The sequence below is a fragment of the Streptomyces sp. NPDC002513 genome, from assembly GCF_053595355.1.
The window spans coordinates 133,805-151,465 of sequence record NZ_JBSFXK010000003.1; the positions used below are offsets into that span (position 1 = coordinate 133,805).

The following is a 17,661-nucleotide window of genomic DNA, read 5'->3' on the forward strand; positions in this document are numbered from 1 at the left end:
CGGACCCGTCCGGCATACTCGACGGGGTGAGCACCCTTCCCGAGATCCGTACCCTGCCCGTGCCCGACGGCCTGGAGGGCGAGCGCGTCGACGCCGCCATCTCCCGCATGTTCGGCTTCTCCCGTACGAAGGCCGCGGAGCTGGCCGCGGCGGGCAAGGTTCAGGTCGACGGCACCGTGGTCGGCAAGTCGGAACGGGTGCACGGCGGTGCCTGGCTCGAGGTGGAGATGCCGCAGGCGCCCGCGCCGGTGCAGGTGGTCGCCGAGCCGGTCGAGGGCATGGAGATCGTGCACGACGACGAGGACGTGGTCGTCATCGTCAAGCCGATCGGCGTGGCCGCGCACCCGTCGCCCGGCTGGTCGGGCCCGACCGTGATCGGCGGCCTCGCCGCCGCCGGCTACCGCATCTCGACCTCCGGCGCCGCCGAGCGCCAGGGCATCGTGCACCGCCTCGACGTCGGCACTTCCGGCCTGATGGTGGTGGCCAAGTCGGAGCGCGCGTACACGTCGCTGAAGCGCCAGTTCAAGGAGCGCACGGTCGACAAGCGCTACCACACGCTCGTCCAGGGCCACCCCGACCCGACCAGCGGCACCATCGACGCGCCCATCGGCCGCCACCCGAACCACGACTACAAGTGGGCGGTCACGGCCGACGGCAAGCCCTCCGTCACGCACTACGACCTGATCGAGGCGTTCCGCTCGGCCTCCCTGCTCGACGTCAAGCTGGAGACCGGGCGCACCCACCAGATCCGGGTCCACATGGCCGCACACCGTCACCCCTGCGTCGGCGACCTGACCTACGGCGCGGATCCCACGATCGCCCAGCGGCTCGGCCTGACCCGGCAGTGGCTGCACGCGGTGCGCCTCGGCTTCGAGCACCCGGCGGACGGACAGTGGGTGGAGTTCCAGAGCGCCTACCCCGCCGACCTGCAGAAGGCGCTGGACAAGGTCCGTGAGGAGAGCTGGGCATGACCGCCGTGTTCGTGGTGCGGCTCGCCGAGGACCCCGCCGACCGCGAGGCGTGCTTCGCGGTCCGCAAGGAGGTCTTCGTCCGCGAGCAGGGCGTCCCCGAGGACATCGAGTACGACGCGTACGACGCGGACGCCGTGCACGTGCTCGCGATACGGCAGGACGGGGTGCCGCTCGGCACGGGCCGGCTGCTGTACGGCGAGCAGGCCGCGGCGAAGAACGGCGGCGACCCGTTGGTGGGCTCCCTGGGACGGCTCGCCGTCACCCGGGAGGCACGCGGTCTGGGCGTCGGCGCGGCGCTGGTGCGGGCGATCGAGGACGCGGCACGCGCGCGGGGGCTGACCGCGGTGGACCTGCACGCGCAGACCCAGGCCCTGGGCTTCTACGAACGGCTCGGCTACACGGCGTACGGCCCGGAGTTCCCCGACGCCGGGATACCCCACCGGGCGATGCGGCGCCCCGTGTGACCTCTGGCGCCGGGGCGCCGGCCGGAGCGACCTGGCAGGCCGGAGGTCCGCCGTGTGAACGCTGAACAGGCTGACACCGCCGCACCGCCCGGCGCCGGCCGCGGTGACCCGCCCGGGAGTCCGGCGGAAGACAACCACCCGTCCGCTCCCCGGCTTTGTACGATCGGATCATGGCACGCAATGTGGTGATCAGCGGTGGCGGTACGGGAATCGGGCTCGCGGCGGCACGGGCGTTCGCCGCGGACGGTGACCGGGTGTTGCTCATCGGCCGGCGGGCGGAGGTGCTGGAGAGGGCGGAGGTGCCCGGGGCGCTCGTCCACGCGGCCGATCTGAGCGATCCCGACGCCGTGCGCGGGGTCGCCGAGTTCGTGGCCGCCGAACTGGGCACCGTGGACGTCCTCGTCAACAACGCGGGCGGCAACGGACGGCTGGAGCCCAGGGTCGACACCGAGGACCGGCTCGAAGCCGTCGCGCACTCCTGGACCGTCAACTTCCGGCTGAACGTGCTGACCGCGGCCCTGCTCACGGAGGCGCTGCGGGACCGGCTCGCCTCGCCCGGCGGGCGTGTGCTGTTCCTCAGCTCCATCGCCGCCTACCGGGGCTCCGGCAGCGCGGAGTATGCCGCGTCCAAGGCCGCGCTGCACCCGTACGCCTTCGATCTGGCCCGGCAGCTCGGGCCGCGCGGCATCACGGTGAACGTGGTCGCGCCCGGCTACATCGAGGACACCGGGTTCTTCGCCGAGCCGCTGGACGCGGCGCGGCGCGACGAGCGCATCGCGGAGACGTCGACCGGGCGCGCCGGCACGCCCGGCGACATCGCCCAGACCCTGCACTGGCTGGCGTCCCCCGGCGCCGGGCACATCACCGCGCAGGTGATCCAGGTCAACGGCGGCGCCGAGCGGGGGCGCTGACGGGCCCGGGACGCGGCCCCGGCGGGTCCGCGAGGACGCGCAGGCCGTGCGGCCGTGTCCCGGACCGCCCTGCGAACCCGCTGTTCACAGCGTTGTCCGTGCCTGCTGGCACCATGGGCTCATGAACATCATCCTCTTCCACTCGACGTACGGACCGCGGCCCGCGGTCAGGGCCGCCGCCGACCGGCTCCGGTCCGCCGGGCACGAGGTGTGGACCCCCGACCTGTTCGAGGGCCGCACCTTCGAGACGGTCGAGGAGGGCATGGCCTTCAAGGACGAGATCGGCAAGGAGGAACTGCTCAAGCGGGCCGTGCTGGCCGCCGCCCCGTACTCGGAGCGGGGCCTGGTGTACGCCGGGTTCTCGCTCGGCGCGTCCATCGCGCAGACCCTGGCGCTCGGCGACGAGAACGCGCGCGGACTTCTGCTGCTGCACGGCACGTCGGACATCGCGGCGAGTGCCTCGGTGGACGAGCTGCCGGTCCAGTTGCACGTCGCCGAGCCGGACCCGTTCGAGACGGACGACTGGCTGAGCGCGTGGTATCTGCAGATGGGCAGAGCGGGCGCGGACGTCGAGATCTACCGCTACGCGGGCGCCGGCCACCTCTACACCGACCCCGGGCTGCCGGACTACGACGCCGAGGCCGCCGAGGCCACCTGGCGGGTGGCGCTCGGCTTCCTCGACAGTCTGTAGGGCGCGGCTACACCGGGTCGTAGGTGCGCTCGACCTTCTGCGTGCCGGTGCGGGTGCGGTACGAACGCTCCCACGACGAGCTCGCGTCGGCGTCGGTGCGGTCGGACAGGACGTGGTAGTCCATCTGCGCCCGGTCGGCGGTGATGTCCAGGACGCCGTAGCCGTGCCGGTCGGTGTCGACCCACTGCACGTGCCGGTTGGCGGCGCGGATGACCGGCGAGGCGATCGCGGAGACGGTGCCCTCGGGGACCTTCACGATGTCGTCGAGGTTGTCCGAGGTGACGGAGGTGACCACGAACTCGGTGGCCGCCGACGCCGACAGCGGGTAGGTGCCCGCGTCCACCGGCACGTCGTTCGCCCATGCCATGTGGATGTCACCGGTCAGGAAGACGGTGTTGCCGATCGCGTGGGAGCGCAGGTGGTCCAGCAGCTCGCGGCGGTCGTCGGTGTAGCCGTCCCACTGGTCGGTGTTGACGGCTATGCCGTCCCGCGGCAGCCCGAGCAGCTTGGCGAGCGGCTTGAGCAGGTCGGCGGAGAGGGAGCCGACGACGAACGGCGCGATCATCACGGAGTTGCCGACCAGTCGCCACGTGGTGTCGGAGGCCTTCAGCCCCGCCTTCAGCCAGTCGAGCTGCGCCCGCCCGGTGAGCGTACGGTTCGGGTCGTCGACCGAGCCGCTGGTGCCGGACACCTGCTGGGAGCGGAAGGAGCGCAGGTCCAGCAGGGACAGCTCGGCGAGCTTGCCGAAGCGCAGCCGCCGGTAGGTGGTGCCTGCGATGGCCGGGCGGACCGGCATCCACTCGAAGTAGGCCTGCCGCGCGGCGGCCTGACGGGCCGACCAGGTGCCTTCCGCGCCCTCGGTGTGGTTGACCGCGCCGCCCGACCAGGCGTTGTCGGCGAACTCGTGGTCGTCCCAGATCGCGATGACCGGCGCCTTCAGGTGCAGGGCCTGCAGGTCGGGGTCGGTCTTGTACGTGGCGTGCCGGATACGGTAGTCGGCCAGCGTGATGATCTCGTGGGCGGGCGCGTGCGGGCGGACGACCGTGCCCCGCGTCCCGTACTCGCCGGACTTGTACTCGTAGATGTAGTCGCCGAGGTGCAGCCACGCGTCGAGGTCGTTGCGGGCGGCGAGGTGGCGGTAGGCGGAGAAGTGGCCCGCCTCCCAGTTGGCGCAGGAGACCACGCCGAAGCGCAGGCCGGAGACGTTCGCGTCCACCGCCGGTGCGGTGCGGGTGCGGGCCACCGGGGAGTCGGTGCCGCCGGCGGAGAAACGGAACCAGTAGTCGGTGGCCGGTCGCAGGCCGCGGATGTCGGCCTTGACGGTGTGGTCGGAGGCGGCTGTCGCGGTGGTGGACCCCTTGGCCACGATGCTGGTGAACGCCTTGTCCCGGGCGACGACCCAGCCGACCTCGGTGTCGGGGCCGAGCCCCGAGCCGGGCGTCGCCTCCGGGACCGGGGTCACCCGGGTCCACAGCAGGACGCCGTCGGGCAGCGGGTCGCCGGAGGCGACGCCGTGCAGGAAGGCGGGGGCGTCCGTGGCGGCGCGGGCCGGCAGGGCGGCGGCCAGCGGGCCTGCCAGGACGGCGGTCGCCGCCGCGGCCTTGACGACCGTACGGCGGCGGGGCGAGAGCGAGTTGAGGCCTTGGGACGCCTCGGATGATCTGTGTCGACTGGTCACGGCCCAACAGGTTACTGACCGGTAGGCGCACGAGAGCGGGCGAACTCGAAAGTTCGCCCGCTCTTCATGTGACGGCTGGATTCCCCGTCGGCGTCAGCCCTTGAGAGCCGCGTCCACCACCCTGTTGAAGTCGGCCACCGTCATGGGCGGGTTGCCCTGGCTGTCGACGGTGAGCTTCTTGCCGTCCATGACGAAGGTCGGGGTGCCGGTCACACCGTCCTTGTTGTCGTCGAAGGTCTTCGACATGGCCATCGCCCAGGCGTCGTAGGTGCCCTTCTCGACCGCGTTCCGGAACGCCGTGTTGTTCTTCAGCGCGGGAACGGTGTCCGCGACCTTGAGGAGGTAGGAGTCGTCCTTGAACTTGTCGGTCGTCTCGTCGGGGTGCCACTTCACGGAGTACAGCGCGGTCTTGTACTCGAGGAACGCCTCGGGGCTGACGTTCAGCGCGGCGCCCAGGGCGCTCAGCGCGTTCTTGGAACCCTGTCCGTTGTCATGGTCGTCGATGAACGTGGCGCCGACGTACTGGAACTTGAACTTCCCGTCGTCGATGTCCTTCTTCACGGTCGACCCGGCGGTCTGCTCGAACTGGGCGCATATGGGGCAGCGCGGGTCCTCGTAGACCTTCAGGGTCTTCTTGGCGCTGGCCTTGCCGATGACGACGGTGGTGCCGTTCGTCCCGGTGGTGTTGGCCGGGGCGACGACCTTGGCGTCCTTCAGGCCCTCCCAGTGGCTGGGCTTGTTGGACTGGACGACGGCGTAGCCTATGCCGCCGGCCGCGGCCAGCACGGCCACGACCGAGGCGGCCACGATGATCTGGCGCCTGGCCTTGTCACGCTTGACCTGGCGCTCGCGCTCCTGGCGCAGCCGGTCCCGGGCCGCCGACTTCGCCGCCTGGCTGTTCCGCTTGCTCATGAGTGATCTCCATGGGGACGCGCGCACCTGTGTGCGCGGGATGCTTGGGGGTTTTCCGTGCTCGGGGTGGTGCTCCGGCCGTCAGCCGAGAGCGGGCGAGCACGGCGGACCCCGCCGTCCCAGGGAGTGCACGAACAGACGGGTGCGGGTGGCGGCGGTGCGGTGGACGGGACGCGGCACCCGGCGGACCGGGGCGAGCCGTACCCGCGTCGCGGCGATCCCCAGCAGCAGCGGCCGGAACGTGGTCGCGACCAGCGCGCCGAGGAGCTGGGCCAGTGCCCGCTCGCCCCGGCGCAGCCAGGCGGCCGCGAGGAGACCCACGCTCACGTGGGCGGCGAGCAGCAGCCAGGCGGTCGCCGGGTCGGCGTGCGCGAGGAGCGCGCCGACCCGGTCCGTGCCGGTGCCGGTGATCTGGGTGAGCGGGGTGCCCATGGGGCCGCCGCCGCACAGGACGTCCAGGCCCACCGAGCGCAGCGGGCCGGTGACCGGGCCGCCCGCCCTGCCGTAGCAGGCGTGCTGGCCCGTGGTGAACACCGTGTCCGCGGCGAGCTCCAGCGGGATGAGCAGGGCGGCGATCCGCCCGAAGCCGCGCTCGCGGCCCGCCAGCGCGTAGGAGACGGCGAAGACGGCGGCCGCGACCACGGCCACCGTCCCCGTCGGCAGCGGGACCGCGGACAGCAGCACGTGCGACGCGGTGCTGAGCGTCACGACCACCGTCGTGAACAGCGCCGCGCGTACGGCTCTGAGCTGGGTCCCGGATATGTCCATGGCGTGGAGAGTTTCCCATGAGCTCCCGTAAAGGGCCCTTAAAGGGGTGTCATGCGTGACGGGAGCGTTGTGCGGACGTGATCGAGGGGGTTGGCGGAGCGGTCGGCGACCGCTCACGGAGCGTGGCCGGGAGGCGGCTCACAGACCCGGGATCCGGCCGTTGCGGAACAGGTCCACGAAGATCTGGTGGTCGGCACGCGCGCGTGCCCCGTACGTGTGCGCGAAGTCCACCAGCAGCTCCGGGAACCCGGCCTCGTCGGCGGCGATCGCCGCGTCGATGGCCCGCTCCGTCGAGAAGGGCACGAGGGACTCGCCGGACTGGTCGTCCGCCGCCGCGTGCATCGTGGCCGTGGCGCGGCCGAGGTCGGCGACGACCGCGGCGATCTCCTCCGGGTCGTCGATGTCGCCCCAGTCCAGGTCCACGGCGTACGGCGAGACCTCGGCGACCAGCTGGCCCGTGCTGTCCAGCTCCGTCCAGCCCAGCCAGGGGTCGGCGTGCGCCTGCAGGGCCCGCTGGGAGATCACCGTGCGGTGGCCCTCGTGCTGGAAGTAGCCCCGGATCGCCGGGTCGGTGATGTGGCGGGAGACGGCCGGGGTCTGGGCCTGCTTGATGTAGATCACCACGTCGTTCTCCAGGGCGTCGCTGTTGCCCTCGAGAAGGATGTTGTACGACGGCAGGCCCGCGGAGCCGATGCCGATGCCGCGGCGGCCGACCACGTCCTTCACGCGGTAGGAGTCCGGGCGGGCCAGGGACGACTCCGGGAGGGTCTCCAGATAGCCGTCGAAGGCCGCGAGCACCTTGTAGCGCGTGGCCGCGTCCAGTTCGATGGAGCCGCCGCCGGGCGCGAAGCGGCGCTCGAAGTCGCGGATCTCGGTCATCGAGTCCAGCAGCCCGAAGCGGGTCAGCGAGCGGGCGTCGCGCAGCGCGTCGAGCAGCGGTCCCTGGGCGGTGTCCAGGGTGAAGGGCGGTACCTCGTCGCTCTTGGCGCCGGTCGCCAGGGCGTGCACGCGCTCGCGGTAGGCGCCCGCGTAGACCCTGACCAGCTCGGTGATCTGCTCGTCGCTGAGCGCCTTCGCGTACCCGATCAGCGCCACGGAGGCGGCGAAGCGCTTCAGGTCCCAGGTGAAGGGGCCGACGTACGCCTCGTCGAAGTCGTTCACGTTGAAGATCAGGCGGCCCGTGGAGTCCATGTAGGTGCCGAAGTTCTCGGCGTGCAGGTCGCCGTGGATCCACACCCGCGAGGTGCGGTCGTCCAGGTAGGGACCGCCGCGCCGCTCGGCGTCCAGGTCGTGGTAGAAGAGGCACGCCGTGCCCCGGTAGAACGCGAAGGCGGAGGCCGCCATCTTGCGGAACTTCACGCGGAACGCGGCCGGGTCGGCGGCGAGCAGCTCGCCGAAGGCGGTGTCGAAGACGGCGAGGATCTCCTCGCCGCGTTGCTCGGCTCCGAGCTGCGGAAACGACATCGCGGGGTGCCTCCAGGTACAGGTGGTGCGTGATGTGTGGGGGACCGGATCGTCCGTTCCCTTCCAACGGACGACGGTACGCGGAAAGTGCCCGTGTCCCCCGCACGCAGCCACGGACGGCGGGGCCCGTGTCCATCGCGACGAAGGCACGGACGCGCGGTCCGTGTCCCTTCGGATGAAGGTACGCGGGGATGCCCGCCGGGTGTCACTCCCGAGGCATAGACTTCGACGCTGTCCCCCCAGACTGTCCGCAGCCGGTCGGACAACCGTCACCGTGCGCCCGCCCGCCGCCTGACCACCGTCCCTCAATTGGAGGCCGAAACCGTGTCGAAGCCGCCGTTCACGCACCTGCACGTCCACACCCAGTACTCGCTGCTGGACGGTGCCGCGCGGCTGAAGGACATGTTCAACGCGTGCAACGAGATGGGCATGACCCACATCGCCATGTCCGACCACGGCAACCTCCACGGGGCGTACGACTTCTTCCACTCCGCGAAGAAGGCCGGAGTCACCCCGATCATCGGCATCGAGGCGTATGTCGCCCCCGAGTCCCGGCGCAACAAGCGCAAGATCCAGTGGGGCCAGCCGCACCAGAAGCGCGACGACGTCTCCGGCTCCGGCGGTTACACCCACAAGACGATGTGGGCCGTGAACGGCACGGGCCTGCACAACCTCTTCCGGCTCTCCTCGGACGCGTACGCCGAGGGCTGGCTGCAGAAGTGGCCCCGGATGGACAAGGAGACCATCGCGCAGTGGTCCGAGGGGATCGTCGCCTCCACCGGCTGCCCCTCCGGTGAGGTGCAGACCCGGCTGCGCCTCGGCCAGTTCGACGAGGCCCTCAAGTCCGCCGCCGACTACCAGGACATCTTCGGCAAGGACCGCTACTTCCTGGAGCTGATGGACCACGGCATCGAGATCGAGCACCGGGTCCGCGACGGCCTCCTGGAGATCGGCAAGAAGCTCGGCATCCCCCCGCTGGTCACCAACGACTCGCACTACACCTACGCGCACGAGGCGGGCGCCCACGACGCCCTGCTGTGCATCCAGACCGGCAAGAACCTCTCCGACCCGGACCGCTTCAAGTTCGACGGCACCGGCTACTACCTGAAGTCCACGGACGAGATGTACGCCATCGACTCCTCGGACGCCTGGCAGGAGGGCTGCGCCAACACGCTCCTGGTCGCCGAGATGGTCGACACCACCGGCATGTTCGAGGCCAAGAACCTCATGCCGAAGTTCGACATCCCCGACGGCTACACCGAGGTCACCTGGTTCAAGGAGGAGGTCCGCCGGGGCATGGACCGCCGTTTCCCCGGCGGCGTCCCGGACGACCGGCAGAAGCAGGTCGAGTACGAGATGGACGTCATCATCCAGATGGGGTTCCCGGGCTACTTCCTCGTGGTCGCCGACTTCATCATGTGGGCCAAGACCAACGGCATCGCGGTGGGCCCCGGCCGAGGCTCCGCGGCCGGCTCGATCGTCGCCTACGCCATGGGCATCACCGACCTCGACCCGATCCCGCACGGCCTGATCTTCGAGCGGTTCCTCAACCCCGAGCGCGTCTCCATGCCCGACGTCGACATCGACTTCGACGAGCGCAGGCGCGTCGAGGTGATCCGGTACGTGACCGAGAAGTACGGCGCCGACAAGGTCGCCATGATCGGCACCTACGGCAAGATCAAGGCCAAGAACGCGATCAAGGACTCCGCGCGCGTGCTGGGCTACCCGTACGCGATGGGCGACCGGCTCACCAAGGCCATGCCCGCCGACGTCCTCGGCAAGGGCATCGACCTCGACGGCATCACCAACTCCTCGCACCCGCGCTACAACGAGGCGGGCGAGATCCGGGGGATGTACGAGAACGAGCCGGACGTGAAGAAGGTCATCGACACCGCCAAGGGCGTCGAGGGCCTGGTCCGGCAGATGGGTGTGCACGCCGCCGGCGTGATCATGTCCAGCGAGACCATCACCGAGCATGTGCCCGTCTGGGTCCGGCACACCGACGGCGTGACCATCACCCAGTGGGACTACCCGAGCTGCGAGTCGCTGGGCCTGCTGAAGATGGACTTCCTCGGCCTGCGCAACCTGACGATCATGGACGACGCCGTCAAGATGGTGAAGTCCAACAAGGGCGTCGACATCGACCTGCTGGGCCTCCCGCTGGACGACCCCACGACCTTCGACCTGCTCCAGCGCGGCGACACCCTCGGCGTCTTCCAGTTCGACGGCGGCCCCATGCGCTCGCTGCTGCGCCTGATGAAGCCCGACAACTTCGAAGACATCTCCGCCGTGTCGGCCCTGTACCGCCCGGGCCCGATGGGCATGGACTCGCACACGAACTACGCGCTGCGAAAGAACAAGCTCCAGGAGATCACCCCGATCCACAAGGAGCTGGAGGAGCCCCTCGAGGAGGTCCTGGCCGTCACCTACGGCCTGATCGTCTACCAGGAGCAGGTGCAGAAGGCCGCCCAGATCATCGCCGGCTACTCCCTCGGCGAGGCCGACATCCTCCGCCGCGTGATGGGCAAGAAGAAGCCCGACGAACTGGCCAAGAACTTCACCATCTTTCAGGCAGGCGCCCAGAAGAACGGCTACAGCGACGAGGCCATCCAGGCCCTGTGGGACGTACTGGTCCCGTTCGCCGGCTACGCGTTCAACAAAGCCCACTCGGCCGCGTACGGCCTGGTGTCGTACTGGACCGCGTACCTCAAGGCGAACTACCCCGCCGAGTACATGGCCGCCCTGCTGACCTCCGTCAAGGACGACAAGGACAAGTCGGCGATCTACCTCAACGAGTGCCGCCGCATGGGCATCAAGGTGCTCCCGCCGAACGTCAACGAGTCGGTGCACAACTTCGCCGCCCAGGGCGACGACGTGATCCTCTTCGGCCTGGAGGCCGTGCGCAACGTCGGCACCAACGTGGTGGAGTCGATCATCAAGAGCCGCAAGGCGAAGGGCAAGTACGCCTCCTTCCCCGACTATCTCGACAAGGTCGAGGCGGTCGCGTGCAACAAGCGCACCACGGAGTCGCTGATCAAGGCCGGCGCCTTCGACACCATGGGCCACACCCGCAAGGGGCTCACGGCCCAGTACGAGCCGATGATCGACAACGTGGTCGCGGTCAAGCGCAAGGAGGCCGAGGGCCAGTTCGACCTCTTCGGCGGCATGGGGGAGGAGCAGAGCAGCGAGCCCGGCTTCGGCCTGGACGTCACCTTCACCGACGAGGAGTGGGACAAGACCTATCTGCTCGCCCAGGAACGGGAGATGCTCGGTCTCTACGTCTCCGACCACCCGCTCTTCGGCCTGGAGCACGTGCTGTCCGACAAGGCCGACGCGGGCATCGCGCAACTCACCGGAGGCGAGCACGCGGACGGCGCGGTCGTCACGATCGGCGGCATCATCTCGGGCCTGCAGCGCAAGATGACCAAGCAGGGCAACGCCTGGGCGATCGCCACGGTCGAGGACCTCGCCGGCTCCATCGAGTGCATGTTCTTCCCGGCGACCTACCAGCTCGTGTCGACCCAACTCGTCGAGGACGCCGTGGTGTTCGTCAAGGGCCGTCTCGACAAGCGCGAGGACGTCCCCCGGCTGGTCGCGATGGAACTCATGGTCCCGGACCTGTCGAACGCGGGCACCAACGCGCCCGTGGTGCTCACTATCCCCGCGGTGAAGGTGACCCCGCCGATGGTGAGCCGCCTCGGCGAGATCCTCAGCCAGCACAAGGGTGACAGCGAGGTGCGGATCAAGCTCCAGGGGCCGCGCAAGACGACCGTCCTCAGGCTGGACCGCCACCGTGTCAAGCCGGATCCCGCGCTCTACGGCGACCTGAAGGTCCTGCTCGGACCCTCCTGTCTGGCGGGCTGACCGGTTCGCAGCGGCGGCGTACGCGAGGGGCGCACCCGTCAACAGGTGCGCCCCTCGGTGCATATCCGGGCTCCCCTGGCCCCGCGGGGCTTCAGGTTCCCTGGTACGGGCTTCAGTTGTGGCCGAAGCTCTTCTGCTTCTTACGGGCGACGTCCGCGGGGCTGCCCTGGACCTGCGCTATCGGGGACTCGTGCGTCTCCGCGGCGGAGGACTTCTGCCCCTGCTCCTGTGCCTGATCGGACTGGGAGGAACGGTTCTGCGGGCTCGCCTGCTTGCGGTTCTTGTTCTTGGCCATGGTGATCTGCCTCCTGTGGGGGATCTGAGGGCCAGAGTCGGGACCAGATTCACATAGGCTGACAACAGCCGCATGTCGGATAATTACCGTGTGTGACAACGCCTGTTCGCGCGCGGGCGTCCCGATCCGCCACGCCGAAGATCGAGTTCGGACCGTTAACGTCCGCGCGGTCGGGCAGACTCGAAGGAAGCCCGAAGCAAACCTCCGGGAAAGAGGGTGGATCGCGTGGACCGCTGCATCGTCCTGGTGGACGCCGGGTATCTGCTCGGGGCTGCCGCCAGTCTGCTCGCCGGGGAGCCCTCGCGGTCCCGGATCACCGTTGACCACGCAGCCCTCATCCAGGGGCTGCGCGAGCGCGCCGAGTCCGACACGGAACGGCCCCTGCTGCGCATCTACTGGTTCGACGGCGCCCCCGACCGGGTCCCGCAGCCCGAGCACCGCAGGCTGCGCGTGATGCCCCGGGTGACCGTGCGGCTGGGCGCACTGACCCGCAGCGACGGGCGATGGGCGCAGAAGGGCGTCGACGCCGCGATGCACGCCGAGCTGACCGAGCTGGCCCGCAACCGCGCCTGCTCGGACGTCGTGCTCGTCACCGGCGACGGGGATCTGCTGCCGGGCATGATGGCCGCCAAGGAGCACGGCGTCGCCGTACACCTGTGGGCCGTGCAGGCCGCGGACGGCGACTACAACCAGTCCGAGGACCTGGTCGCCGAGGCCGACGAGCGGCGGGTGCTCGACCGCGCCTGGATCACCCAGGCCGTACGCGCCAAGGAACAGGGCGGGGTGTGCGCGCCCCCGCCGGCCCCCCGCCCGGAGATCGCCGCGATCCTGTCCGCGCCCCTGCCCGAGTCGGCGCTCGCGGCCACGACGGACCGCACCGCCGAGGAGCCGGAGCACGTCGCGGCGACCGCGTCGCGCAACGGCATCCAGGAGCGCGTACCGGCCCCCAAGGGCGTGCCGACGCCCAAGGACCTGGCCGCGCTGCGGGCGCCCGGACCGCAGACCGCGCAGCAGCCCGCCGCGGCGACGCTGCGCTGGTCCTCCGACAAGGGGTGGGTGGACCGGCCGGCCGCGGCCGAGTCGGCGGAGGCCGCCGCCCTGCCCACGCTGGCGCAGCTGACGACCGCGGAGCAGCGGTGGGCCGACCGGGAGGAGGACATCACCACGGTCGGCGGCGATCCCTACGAGGTGGGGCAGGTGTTCGCCCGGCGGTGGATCGAACGGCTCGCTGACGCCACGCACCTGCAGAAGCTCTCCGGCATGTATCCGCGGGTGCCGCACCGCATCGACGGGGAACTGCTGCGCTACGCGGCGCGCTTCGGCCTCCTCGCGCACAAGGACGACCAGATCGACGAGCACGACCGGTATGCGATCCGGGCGGGATTCTGGCGGGAGATCGACCAGCGCACCACGACGGAGCACGCGCCCGCCGGTGAGTAGGCCATCGACGGTTCGGGCGGGCCCCGAGGGCCGCTCGGCGTCCGCCACCCCTTACTCTCGTCCTTTGTGAACACGCGCACCGCACAGGCACCACGGCAGGACGGCGATGTCGTGTGCGCCGTGCGCGGGCTGACCAAGACCTATCCGGCGGTACGAGGCCGGCGCGGCGCGCCGGGGACGCCCGAGGTGCGGGCCACCGACGGCGTACGGCTGGACATCCGGCGCGGGGAGATCTTCGGGCTGCTGGGGCCGAACGGCGCCGGCAAGTCCACTCTCGTCCGCCAGCTCACCGGGCTGATGCGGCCCGACCGCGGCAGCGTCGAGATCCTCGGCCACGACATCGTGCGCCACCCCGAGCGGGCCGCGCGGATCCTCGCCTACCTCGGGCAGGACACCACCGCCCTCGACGAGCTGACCGTCTCCCTCGCGGCCGAGACGACCGGGCGGCTGCGCGGACTGGAACTGCGCCAGGCCCGAGCACAGCGGGACGCGGTGCTCGACGAACTCGGGCTCACGCCGATCGCCGGGCGCCCGCTGAAGAAGCTCTCCGGCGGACAGCGCCGGCTCGCCTGCTTCGCCGCCGCCCTGATGGGGGAGCGGCCGCTGCTCGTGCTCGACGAGCCGACCACCGGGATGGACCCCGTCGCGCGGCGCGCCGTATGGGCGGCCGTGGACCGGCGGCGGGCCGAGCGCGGCGCGACCGTGGTGCTGGTCACCCACAACGTCATCGAGGCCGAGACCGTCCTCGACCGGGTCGCCGTCCTCGACCGGGGACGGGTCATCGCCTGTGACACCCCGGCCGGGCTCAAGGAGCGGGTCGCGGGCGAGGTGCGGGTCGAACTCGTCTGGCGCGAGCAGGCGCCGCTGGAGGTCCCGGAGGTCGCGGCGCTGCGCGCCCGCGCGGTGGAGTCCGGACGCCGCTGGTCGCTGCGGATGGCCCCGGAGGAGGCCCGCGCGGCCGTCGCCACGGTCACCGGGGGTGCCGCCTTCGCCGCCCTCGACGACTTCACCCTGGCCACGCCCAGCCTGGAGGACGTCTATCTGGCGCTCGGCGGCAGTACCCAGGGCCTGGTGAAGGCATGAGCGCCCGGGGCGCCGGGTCCGTAGGCAGCGGAAGGGGCGCCGTGTCCGCGGGGGACGGGGCGGCGGCAGGAACGAAGAGGAGCAGCACGACGTGAGTGTCGTACCCGCCGGGGTTCTGCCCGGCGCCCGGGCGGCGGAGGGCGGTGTCAGGGGCGAGGCCGCCCTGGGGCCGCGGGCACGGCTGTGGCCGTCGCTCGCCGCCGTGTACCGGGCGCAGCTCTCCCGGGCGCGGGTCGCGCGGATCCCGCTGCTGTTCGTGGCGACCTTCCAGTCGGTCGGCATCATGATCATGATGCGCGGGGTGGTGGACGGCGGGAGCGACGCCCGCTCGGTGGTCGCCGGGGCGTCCGTGCTGGTGGTCGCGTACGTCGGTCTCAACCTGCTGGCGCAGTACTTCGGGCAGTTGCGCGGCAGCGGCGGGCTCGACCACTACGCGACGCTGCCGGTGCCGGCCGCCGCGGTGGTGCTGGGAGCGGCGGGCGCCTACGCGTCCTTCACCGTGCCCGGGACCGTGGTGACCGCCGTCTTCGGGTGCGTGCTGTTCGGGCTGCCGCTCGCCCATCTGTGGGTGCTGGTCGCGGTGATCCCGCTCTCCGGGGCCGCGCTGGCGGGCCTCGGCGCCGCGCTCGGGCTGCTCGCGCCGCGTCCTGAACTGGCCACCCTGCTCGGGCAGTTGGGTATGTCGGCGGCGCTGCTGCTGGGGGTGCTGCCGGCCCGTCGGATGCCGGAGGCCGTCCAGGTCGTACGGGATCTGCTGCCGTCCACGTACGGGGTCGAGGCGTTCGCGCGGAGCTTCGCGGGGCATCCGGACTGGCCGTTCGTCCTCGGTGACCTGGCCGTGTGCGCCGCGGTCGGAGCGGCCTCGCTGGCCATGGCGACCTGGGCGTACCGCCGGGCGGCCGTCCGGTGACGCGGCCGACGGACACGACTGGCAGGATGTGAAGGTGACCGCTCCGTTGACTCCGCCTCCGCCGCCGCAGGAACAGCCCCCGCACTCTTCGCACGACGGGTGGCAAGCCGTGTCCGCTCCTCCCGAGGCGGGCCCCGCTCCGCACGGCGCCACGGGCCTGTACGGCGCGGACGGCCCCGGGATGAAGACCGAACTGCGGGAAGCCGCCGTGATCACGGTGGCCCTCGCACTCGCCGGGGTGCTGCTCGGAGTGCTGTGGCCGTGGCTCTCGCCGCGTGTGCCGCTGGTGGGGGACATGGTCGACAACGCCTGGGTCGTCTATCTGAAGGACACCGAGGGGGAGCAGGCCATCGGGGTGGACGGGACGTTCACCCTGCTCGCGCTCGGGTTCGGGGTGATCAGCGCGCTGGTCGTCTTCCTGCTGCGCAAGCGGGGCGGGGTGCCGCTGGTCGCTGCGCTCGCCCTCGGCGGGCTGCTCGGCTCCCTGCTCGCGTGGCGGGTGGGCGTCTGGCTGGGGCCCTCGCAGAACGTGCTCGCACACGCCAAGGCCGTGGGCAAGGGCGTGACGTTCTCCGCGCCGCTGAAGCTGGGGGCGAAGGGGGCGCTGCTGGCCTGGTCGGTGGCGGCGCTGGTGGTGCACCTCGGCCTGACGGCGCTGTTCGGCCCCCGGGACCCGGACCCCTACGCGACGCCGTACGGGCCGTCCGCGCCACCGGTGGCGTAGGCCGCAGACGGGCGTGCGGAAGCCCCCTCCTCGGGGCGGACACCCCCTGATGAGCGCCGGAGCAGCCCCGCGAGGCTGCCCGGCGCCGGGTTGGCGGCGTGGTCACGCCGGACGGTGGCCGTGATTCGCATGGCCCTTCTTCATGCGCCATTTGCGCTTGCGTGTCCTCTTCGACATATTTCCGTACTAGCCGAGGACGGGCCGTTCGTCGAGTGGTCAGGTCCGGCCGATGGGGGCCAGGGCCGCGTCCGTGAGGGCCGCCAGGTCCTGTGGGGACATCTCCACCTCCAGCCCCCGGCGGCCCGCCGACACGCAGATCGTGGCGTGTGACGACGCCGACGCGTCCAGGACCGTGCGCAGCTTCTTGCGCTGGCCCAGGGGGGAGATGCCGCCGCGCACATATCCCGTCGTGCGCTCCGCCAGCGCCGGGTCCGCCATCGCCGCCCGCTTGCCGCCCACCGCCGTCGCCAGCGCCTTCAGGTCCAGCGAGCCCGCCACCGGGACCACCCCGACCACCAGCGCGCCGTCCACGTCGGCCACCAGCGTCTTGAAGACCCGGTCGGGGGAGACCCCCATCGCCTCGGCGGCCTCCTCGCCGTAGGAGGGGTGGGACGGGTCGTGGTCGTAGGAGTGGACCGTGAAGTCCACGCCGGCGGCCGTCAGTGCCACCGTCGCCGGGGTGCCGCCCGGCTTCTGCTGCTTCTTCTTCGCCATCCCCGGCCTGTTCCTCGAAAGTCGTACGTCAGTTCAGACTCGTCGGAGCCTGCGTCAGGTCCGACGCCGGCAAGGACGGCAGGTTACGGATGATCGCGGTCTCCGCGCGAAGGAGTTTCAGCTCGTCCCTCAGGCGCGAGGCGGTGTCGGGGGCCTGCAGCAACCGCTGTTTCGTCGGCGTGTCCAGCATCACCGCGGCCGCCACCAGGTAGGACACCACCGCCGGTTCGTCCGGCAGGTCGGCGCCCGTGGACAGGGACCTCTCCCGCGCGCCCGCGAGCCGCTTCTGGTACTGGCGGAACGCCCGCAGCACGCCCTCGGCCAGGGCGCCGGCCTCGTCGCCCGGCTCCTCCGGCAGTTCCTCCAGCTCGGCCGTCAGATAGGGACCCGACGCGTCCACCGAGAGCAGGCGGACCCGTGTCGTGCCCGTCGCGAGCACCTCGAACGTGCCGTCGGCCCGCTCCCGGATCGTCGCCGCGTCCGCGATGCAGCCCACCCCGTGGAGCGCTTTGGCCGGGTCGGAGCCGAAGCCCGCCGCCGGTCCGCGGTCGGGCAGGGCCGTCGGATCGGGCATGCCCGGTGCGCTCGGCGCCACCTCGTGGCCGTCCCGGATGGCGACGACGGCGAAGCGGCGCGGTTCGTCCTCGGGAGTTTTCAGCAGCGTGCGCATGAGGGCGCGGTAGCGCTCCTCGAAGACGTTCAGCGGGAGCACGAGCCCCGGGAACAGCACCGAGTTCAGTGGGAAGAGCGGGAGCCGGACGGTGGTCACGAC

16 protein-coding genes are annotated in these 17,661 nt (G+C 71.3%); 9 read left to right on the forward strand and 7 right to left on the reverse strand.

Features of this window, described 5'->3' with window-relative positions:
* Window positions 1-26: 26 nt before the first annotated feature.
* From ACWD5Q_RS03365 to ACWD5Q_RS03380, 4 genes are all read left to right on the forward strand, one after another.
* A complete protein-coding gene (locus ACWD5Q_RS03365) occupies window positions 27-971 on the forward strand; it encodes an RluA family pseudouridine synthase (protein WP_451425299.1) in 945 nt (314 codons plus the stop codon).
* A complete protein-coding gene (locus ACWD5Q_RS03370; RefSeq protein WP_451425300.1) occupies window positions 968-1,435 on the forward strand; it encodes a GNAT family N-acetyltransferase in 468 nt (155 codons plus the stop codon). The genes ACWD5Q_RS03365 and ACWD5Q_RS03370 overlap by 4 nt, the downstream gene beginning before the upstream one ends.
* Before the next feature lie 170 nt (window positions 1,436-1,605).
* Window positions 1,606-2,346 (forward strand): SDR family NAD(P)-dependent oxidoreductase, encoded by a 741-nt coding sequence (locus ACWD5Q_RS03375; protein ID WP_451425301.1) that lies wholly within the window; start codon window positions 1,606-1,608, stop codon window positions 2,344-2,346.
* A gap of 121 nt (window positions 2,347-2,467) precedes the next feature.
* Window positions 2,468-3,037, forward strand: coding sequence for a dienelactone hydrolase family protein (locus ACWD5Q_RS03380; RefSeq protein WP_451425302.1), 570 nt, complete (start codon window positions 2,468-2,470; stop codon window positions 3,035-3,037).
* Window positions 3,038-3,044: 7 nt separating this feature from the next.
* On the opposite strand, the gene ACWD5Q_RS03385 is transcribed toward ACWD5Q_RS03380, so the two are convergent.
* The 4 genes from ACWD5Q_RS03385 to ACWD5Q_RS03400 form a co-directional block, all read right to left on the reverse strand.
* Window positions 3,045-4,715: an alkaline phosphatase D family protein gene (locus ACWD5Q_RS03385; RefSeq protein WP_451425303.1), complete on the reverse strand. Its 1,671-nt coding sequence runs from the start codon at window positions 4,713-4,715 to the stop codon at window positions 3,045-3,047.
* Window positions 4,716-4,808: 93 nt separating this feature from the next.
* The gene (locus tag ACWD5Q_RS03390; RefSeq protein ID WP_451425304.1) at window positions 4,809-5,627 is read right to left on the reverse strand and encodes a thioredoxin domain-containing protein; all 819 of its coding nucleotides are present in this window, start codon (window positions 5,625-5,627) and stop codon (window positions 4,809-4,811) included.
* 81 nt (window positions 5,628-5,708) lie between these two features.
* Complete coding sequence (locus tag ACWD5Q_RS03395; RefSeq protein WP_451425305.1) at window positions 5,709-6,395, reverse strand: hypothetical protein; 687 nt, start codon at window positions 6,393-6,395, stop codon at window positions 5,709-5,711.
* A gap of 138 nt (window positions 6,396-6,533) precedes the next feature.
* The gene (locus ACWD5Q_RS03400) at window positions 6,534-7,859 is read right to left on the reverse strand and encodes a DUF2252 domain-containing protein (protein WP_451425306.1); all 1,326 of its coding nucleotides are present in this window, start codon (window positions 7,857-7,859) and stop codon (window positions 6,534-6,536) included.
* A 324-nt stretch (window positions 7,860-8,183) separates the two neighbouring features.
* Between ACWD5Q_RS03400 and dnaE the strand changes: the two genes are divergently transcribed.
* A complete protein-coding gene (dnaE, locus tag ACWD5Q_RS03405; protein ID WP_451425425.1) occupies window positions 8,184-11,723 on the forward strand; it encodes a DNA polymerase III subunit alpha in 3,540 nt (1,179 codons plus the stop codon).
* A 112-nt stretch (window positions 11,724-11,835) separates the two neighbouring features.
* On the opposite strand, the gene ACWD5Q_RS03410 is transcribed toward dnaE, so the two are convergent.
* Entirely contained in the window at window positions 11,836-12,018 is a 183-nt protein-coding gene (locus ACWD5Q_RS03410; protein WP_451425307.1) for a hypothetical protein, read from the reverse strand.
* Window positions 12,019-12,243: 225 nt separating this feature from the next.
* Here ACWD5Q_RS03410 and ACWD5Q_RS03415 point away from each other — a divergent pair, with 225 nt between their 5' ends.
* The 4 genes from ACWD5Q_RS03415 to ACWD5Q_RS03430 all read left to right on the forward strand — a co-directional run bounded on the left by ACWD5Q_RS03415 (window position 12,244) and on the right by ACWD5Q_RS03430 (window position 16,175).
* A complete protein-coding gene (locus ACWD5Q_RS03415) occupies window positions 12,244-13,458 on the forward strand; it encodes an NYN domain-containing protein (protein ID WP_451425308.1) in 1,215 nt (404 codons plus the stop codon).
* A 111-nt stretch (window positions 13,459-13,569) separates the two neighbouring features.
* Complete coding sequence (locus tag ACWD5Q_RS03420) at window positions 13,570-14,541, forward strand: ABC transporter ATP-binding protein (protein WP_451425426.1); 972 nt, start codon at window positions 13,570-13,572, stop codon at window positions 14,539-14,541.
* A 91-nt stretch (window positions 14,542-14,632) separates the two neighbouring features.
* Window positions 14,633-15,451, forward strand: coding sequence for an ABC transporter permease (locus tag ACWD5Q_RS03425; RefSeq protein ID WP_451425309.1), 819 nt, complete (start codon window positions 14,633-14,635; stop codon window positions 15,449-15,451).
* A 34-nt stretch (window positions 15,452-15,485) separates the two neighbouring features.
* Window positions 15,486-16,175, forward strand: coding sequence for an AAA family ATPase (locus tag ACWD5Q_RS03430; RefSeq protein WP_451425310.1), 690 nt, complete (start codon window positions 15,486-15,488; stop codon window positions 16,173-16,175).
* 216 nt (window positions 16,176-16,391) lie between these two features.
* Here the strand turns inward: ACWD5Q_RS03430 and ybaK are convergent, their stop codons facing one another.
* Together ybaK and ACWD5Q_RS03440 are read right to left on the reverse strand one after the other, a co-directional pair.
* Entirely contained in the window at window positions 16,392-16,889 is a 498-nt protein-coding gene (gene ybaK, locus ACWD5Q_RS03435) for a Cys-tRNA(Pro) deacylase (RefSeq protein ID WP_451425311.1), read from the reverse strand.
* Between the two features lie 28 nt (window positions 16,890-16,917).
* Entirely contained in the window at window positions 16,918-17,658 is a 741-nt protein-coding gene (locus ACWD5Q_RS03440) for an LON peptidase substrate-binding domain-containing protein (RefSeq protein ID WP_451425312.1), read from the reverse strand.
* Between the last annotated feature and the right edge of the window lie 3 nt (window positions 17,659-17,661).

Excerpts from the sequence above, each read along its gene's own strand:
- ACWD5Q_RS03370 (WP_451425300.1), top strand. The coding sequence starts at position 968 with ATGACCGCCGTGTTCGTGGTGCGGCTCGCCGAGGACCCCGCCGACCGC.
- ACWD5Q_RS03400 (WP_451425306.1), bottom strand. The coding sequence starts at position 7,859 with ATGTCGTTTCCGCAGCTCGGAGCCGAGCAACGCGGCGAGGAGATCCTC.
- ACWD5Q_RS03380 (WP_451425302.1), top strand. The coding sequence starts at position 2,468 with ATGAACATCATCCTCTTCCACTCGACGTACGGACCGCGGCCCGCGGTC.
- ACWD5Q_RS03395 (WP_451425305.1), bottom strand. The coding sequence starts at position 6,395 with ATGGACATATCCGGGACCCAGCTCAGAGCCGTACGCGCGGCGCTGTTC.
- ybaK (WP_451425311.1), bottom strand. The coding sequence starts at position 16,889 with ATGGCGAAGAAGAAGCAGCAGAAGCCGGGCGGCACCCCGGCGACGGTG.
- ACWD5Q_RS03390 (WP_451425304.1), bottom strand. The coding sequence starts at position 5,627 with ATGAGCAAGCGGAACAGCCAGGCGGCGAAGTCGGCGGCCCGGGACCGG.
- ACWD5Q_RS03410 (WP_451425307.1), bottom strand. The coding sequence starts at position 12,018 with ATGGCCAAGAACAAGAACCGCAAGCAGGCGAGCCCGCAGAACCGTTCC.
- ACWD5Q_RS03375 (WP_451425301.1), top strand. The coding sequence starts at position 1,606 with ATGGCACGCAATGTGGTGATCAGCGGTGGCGGTACGGGAATCGGGCTC.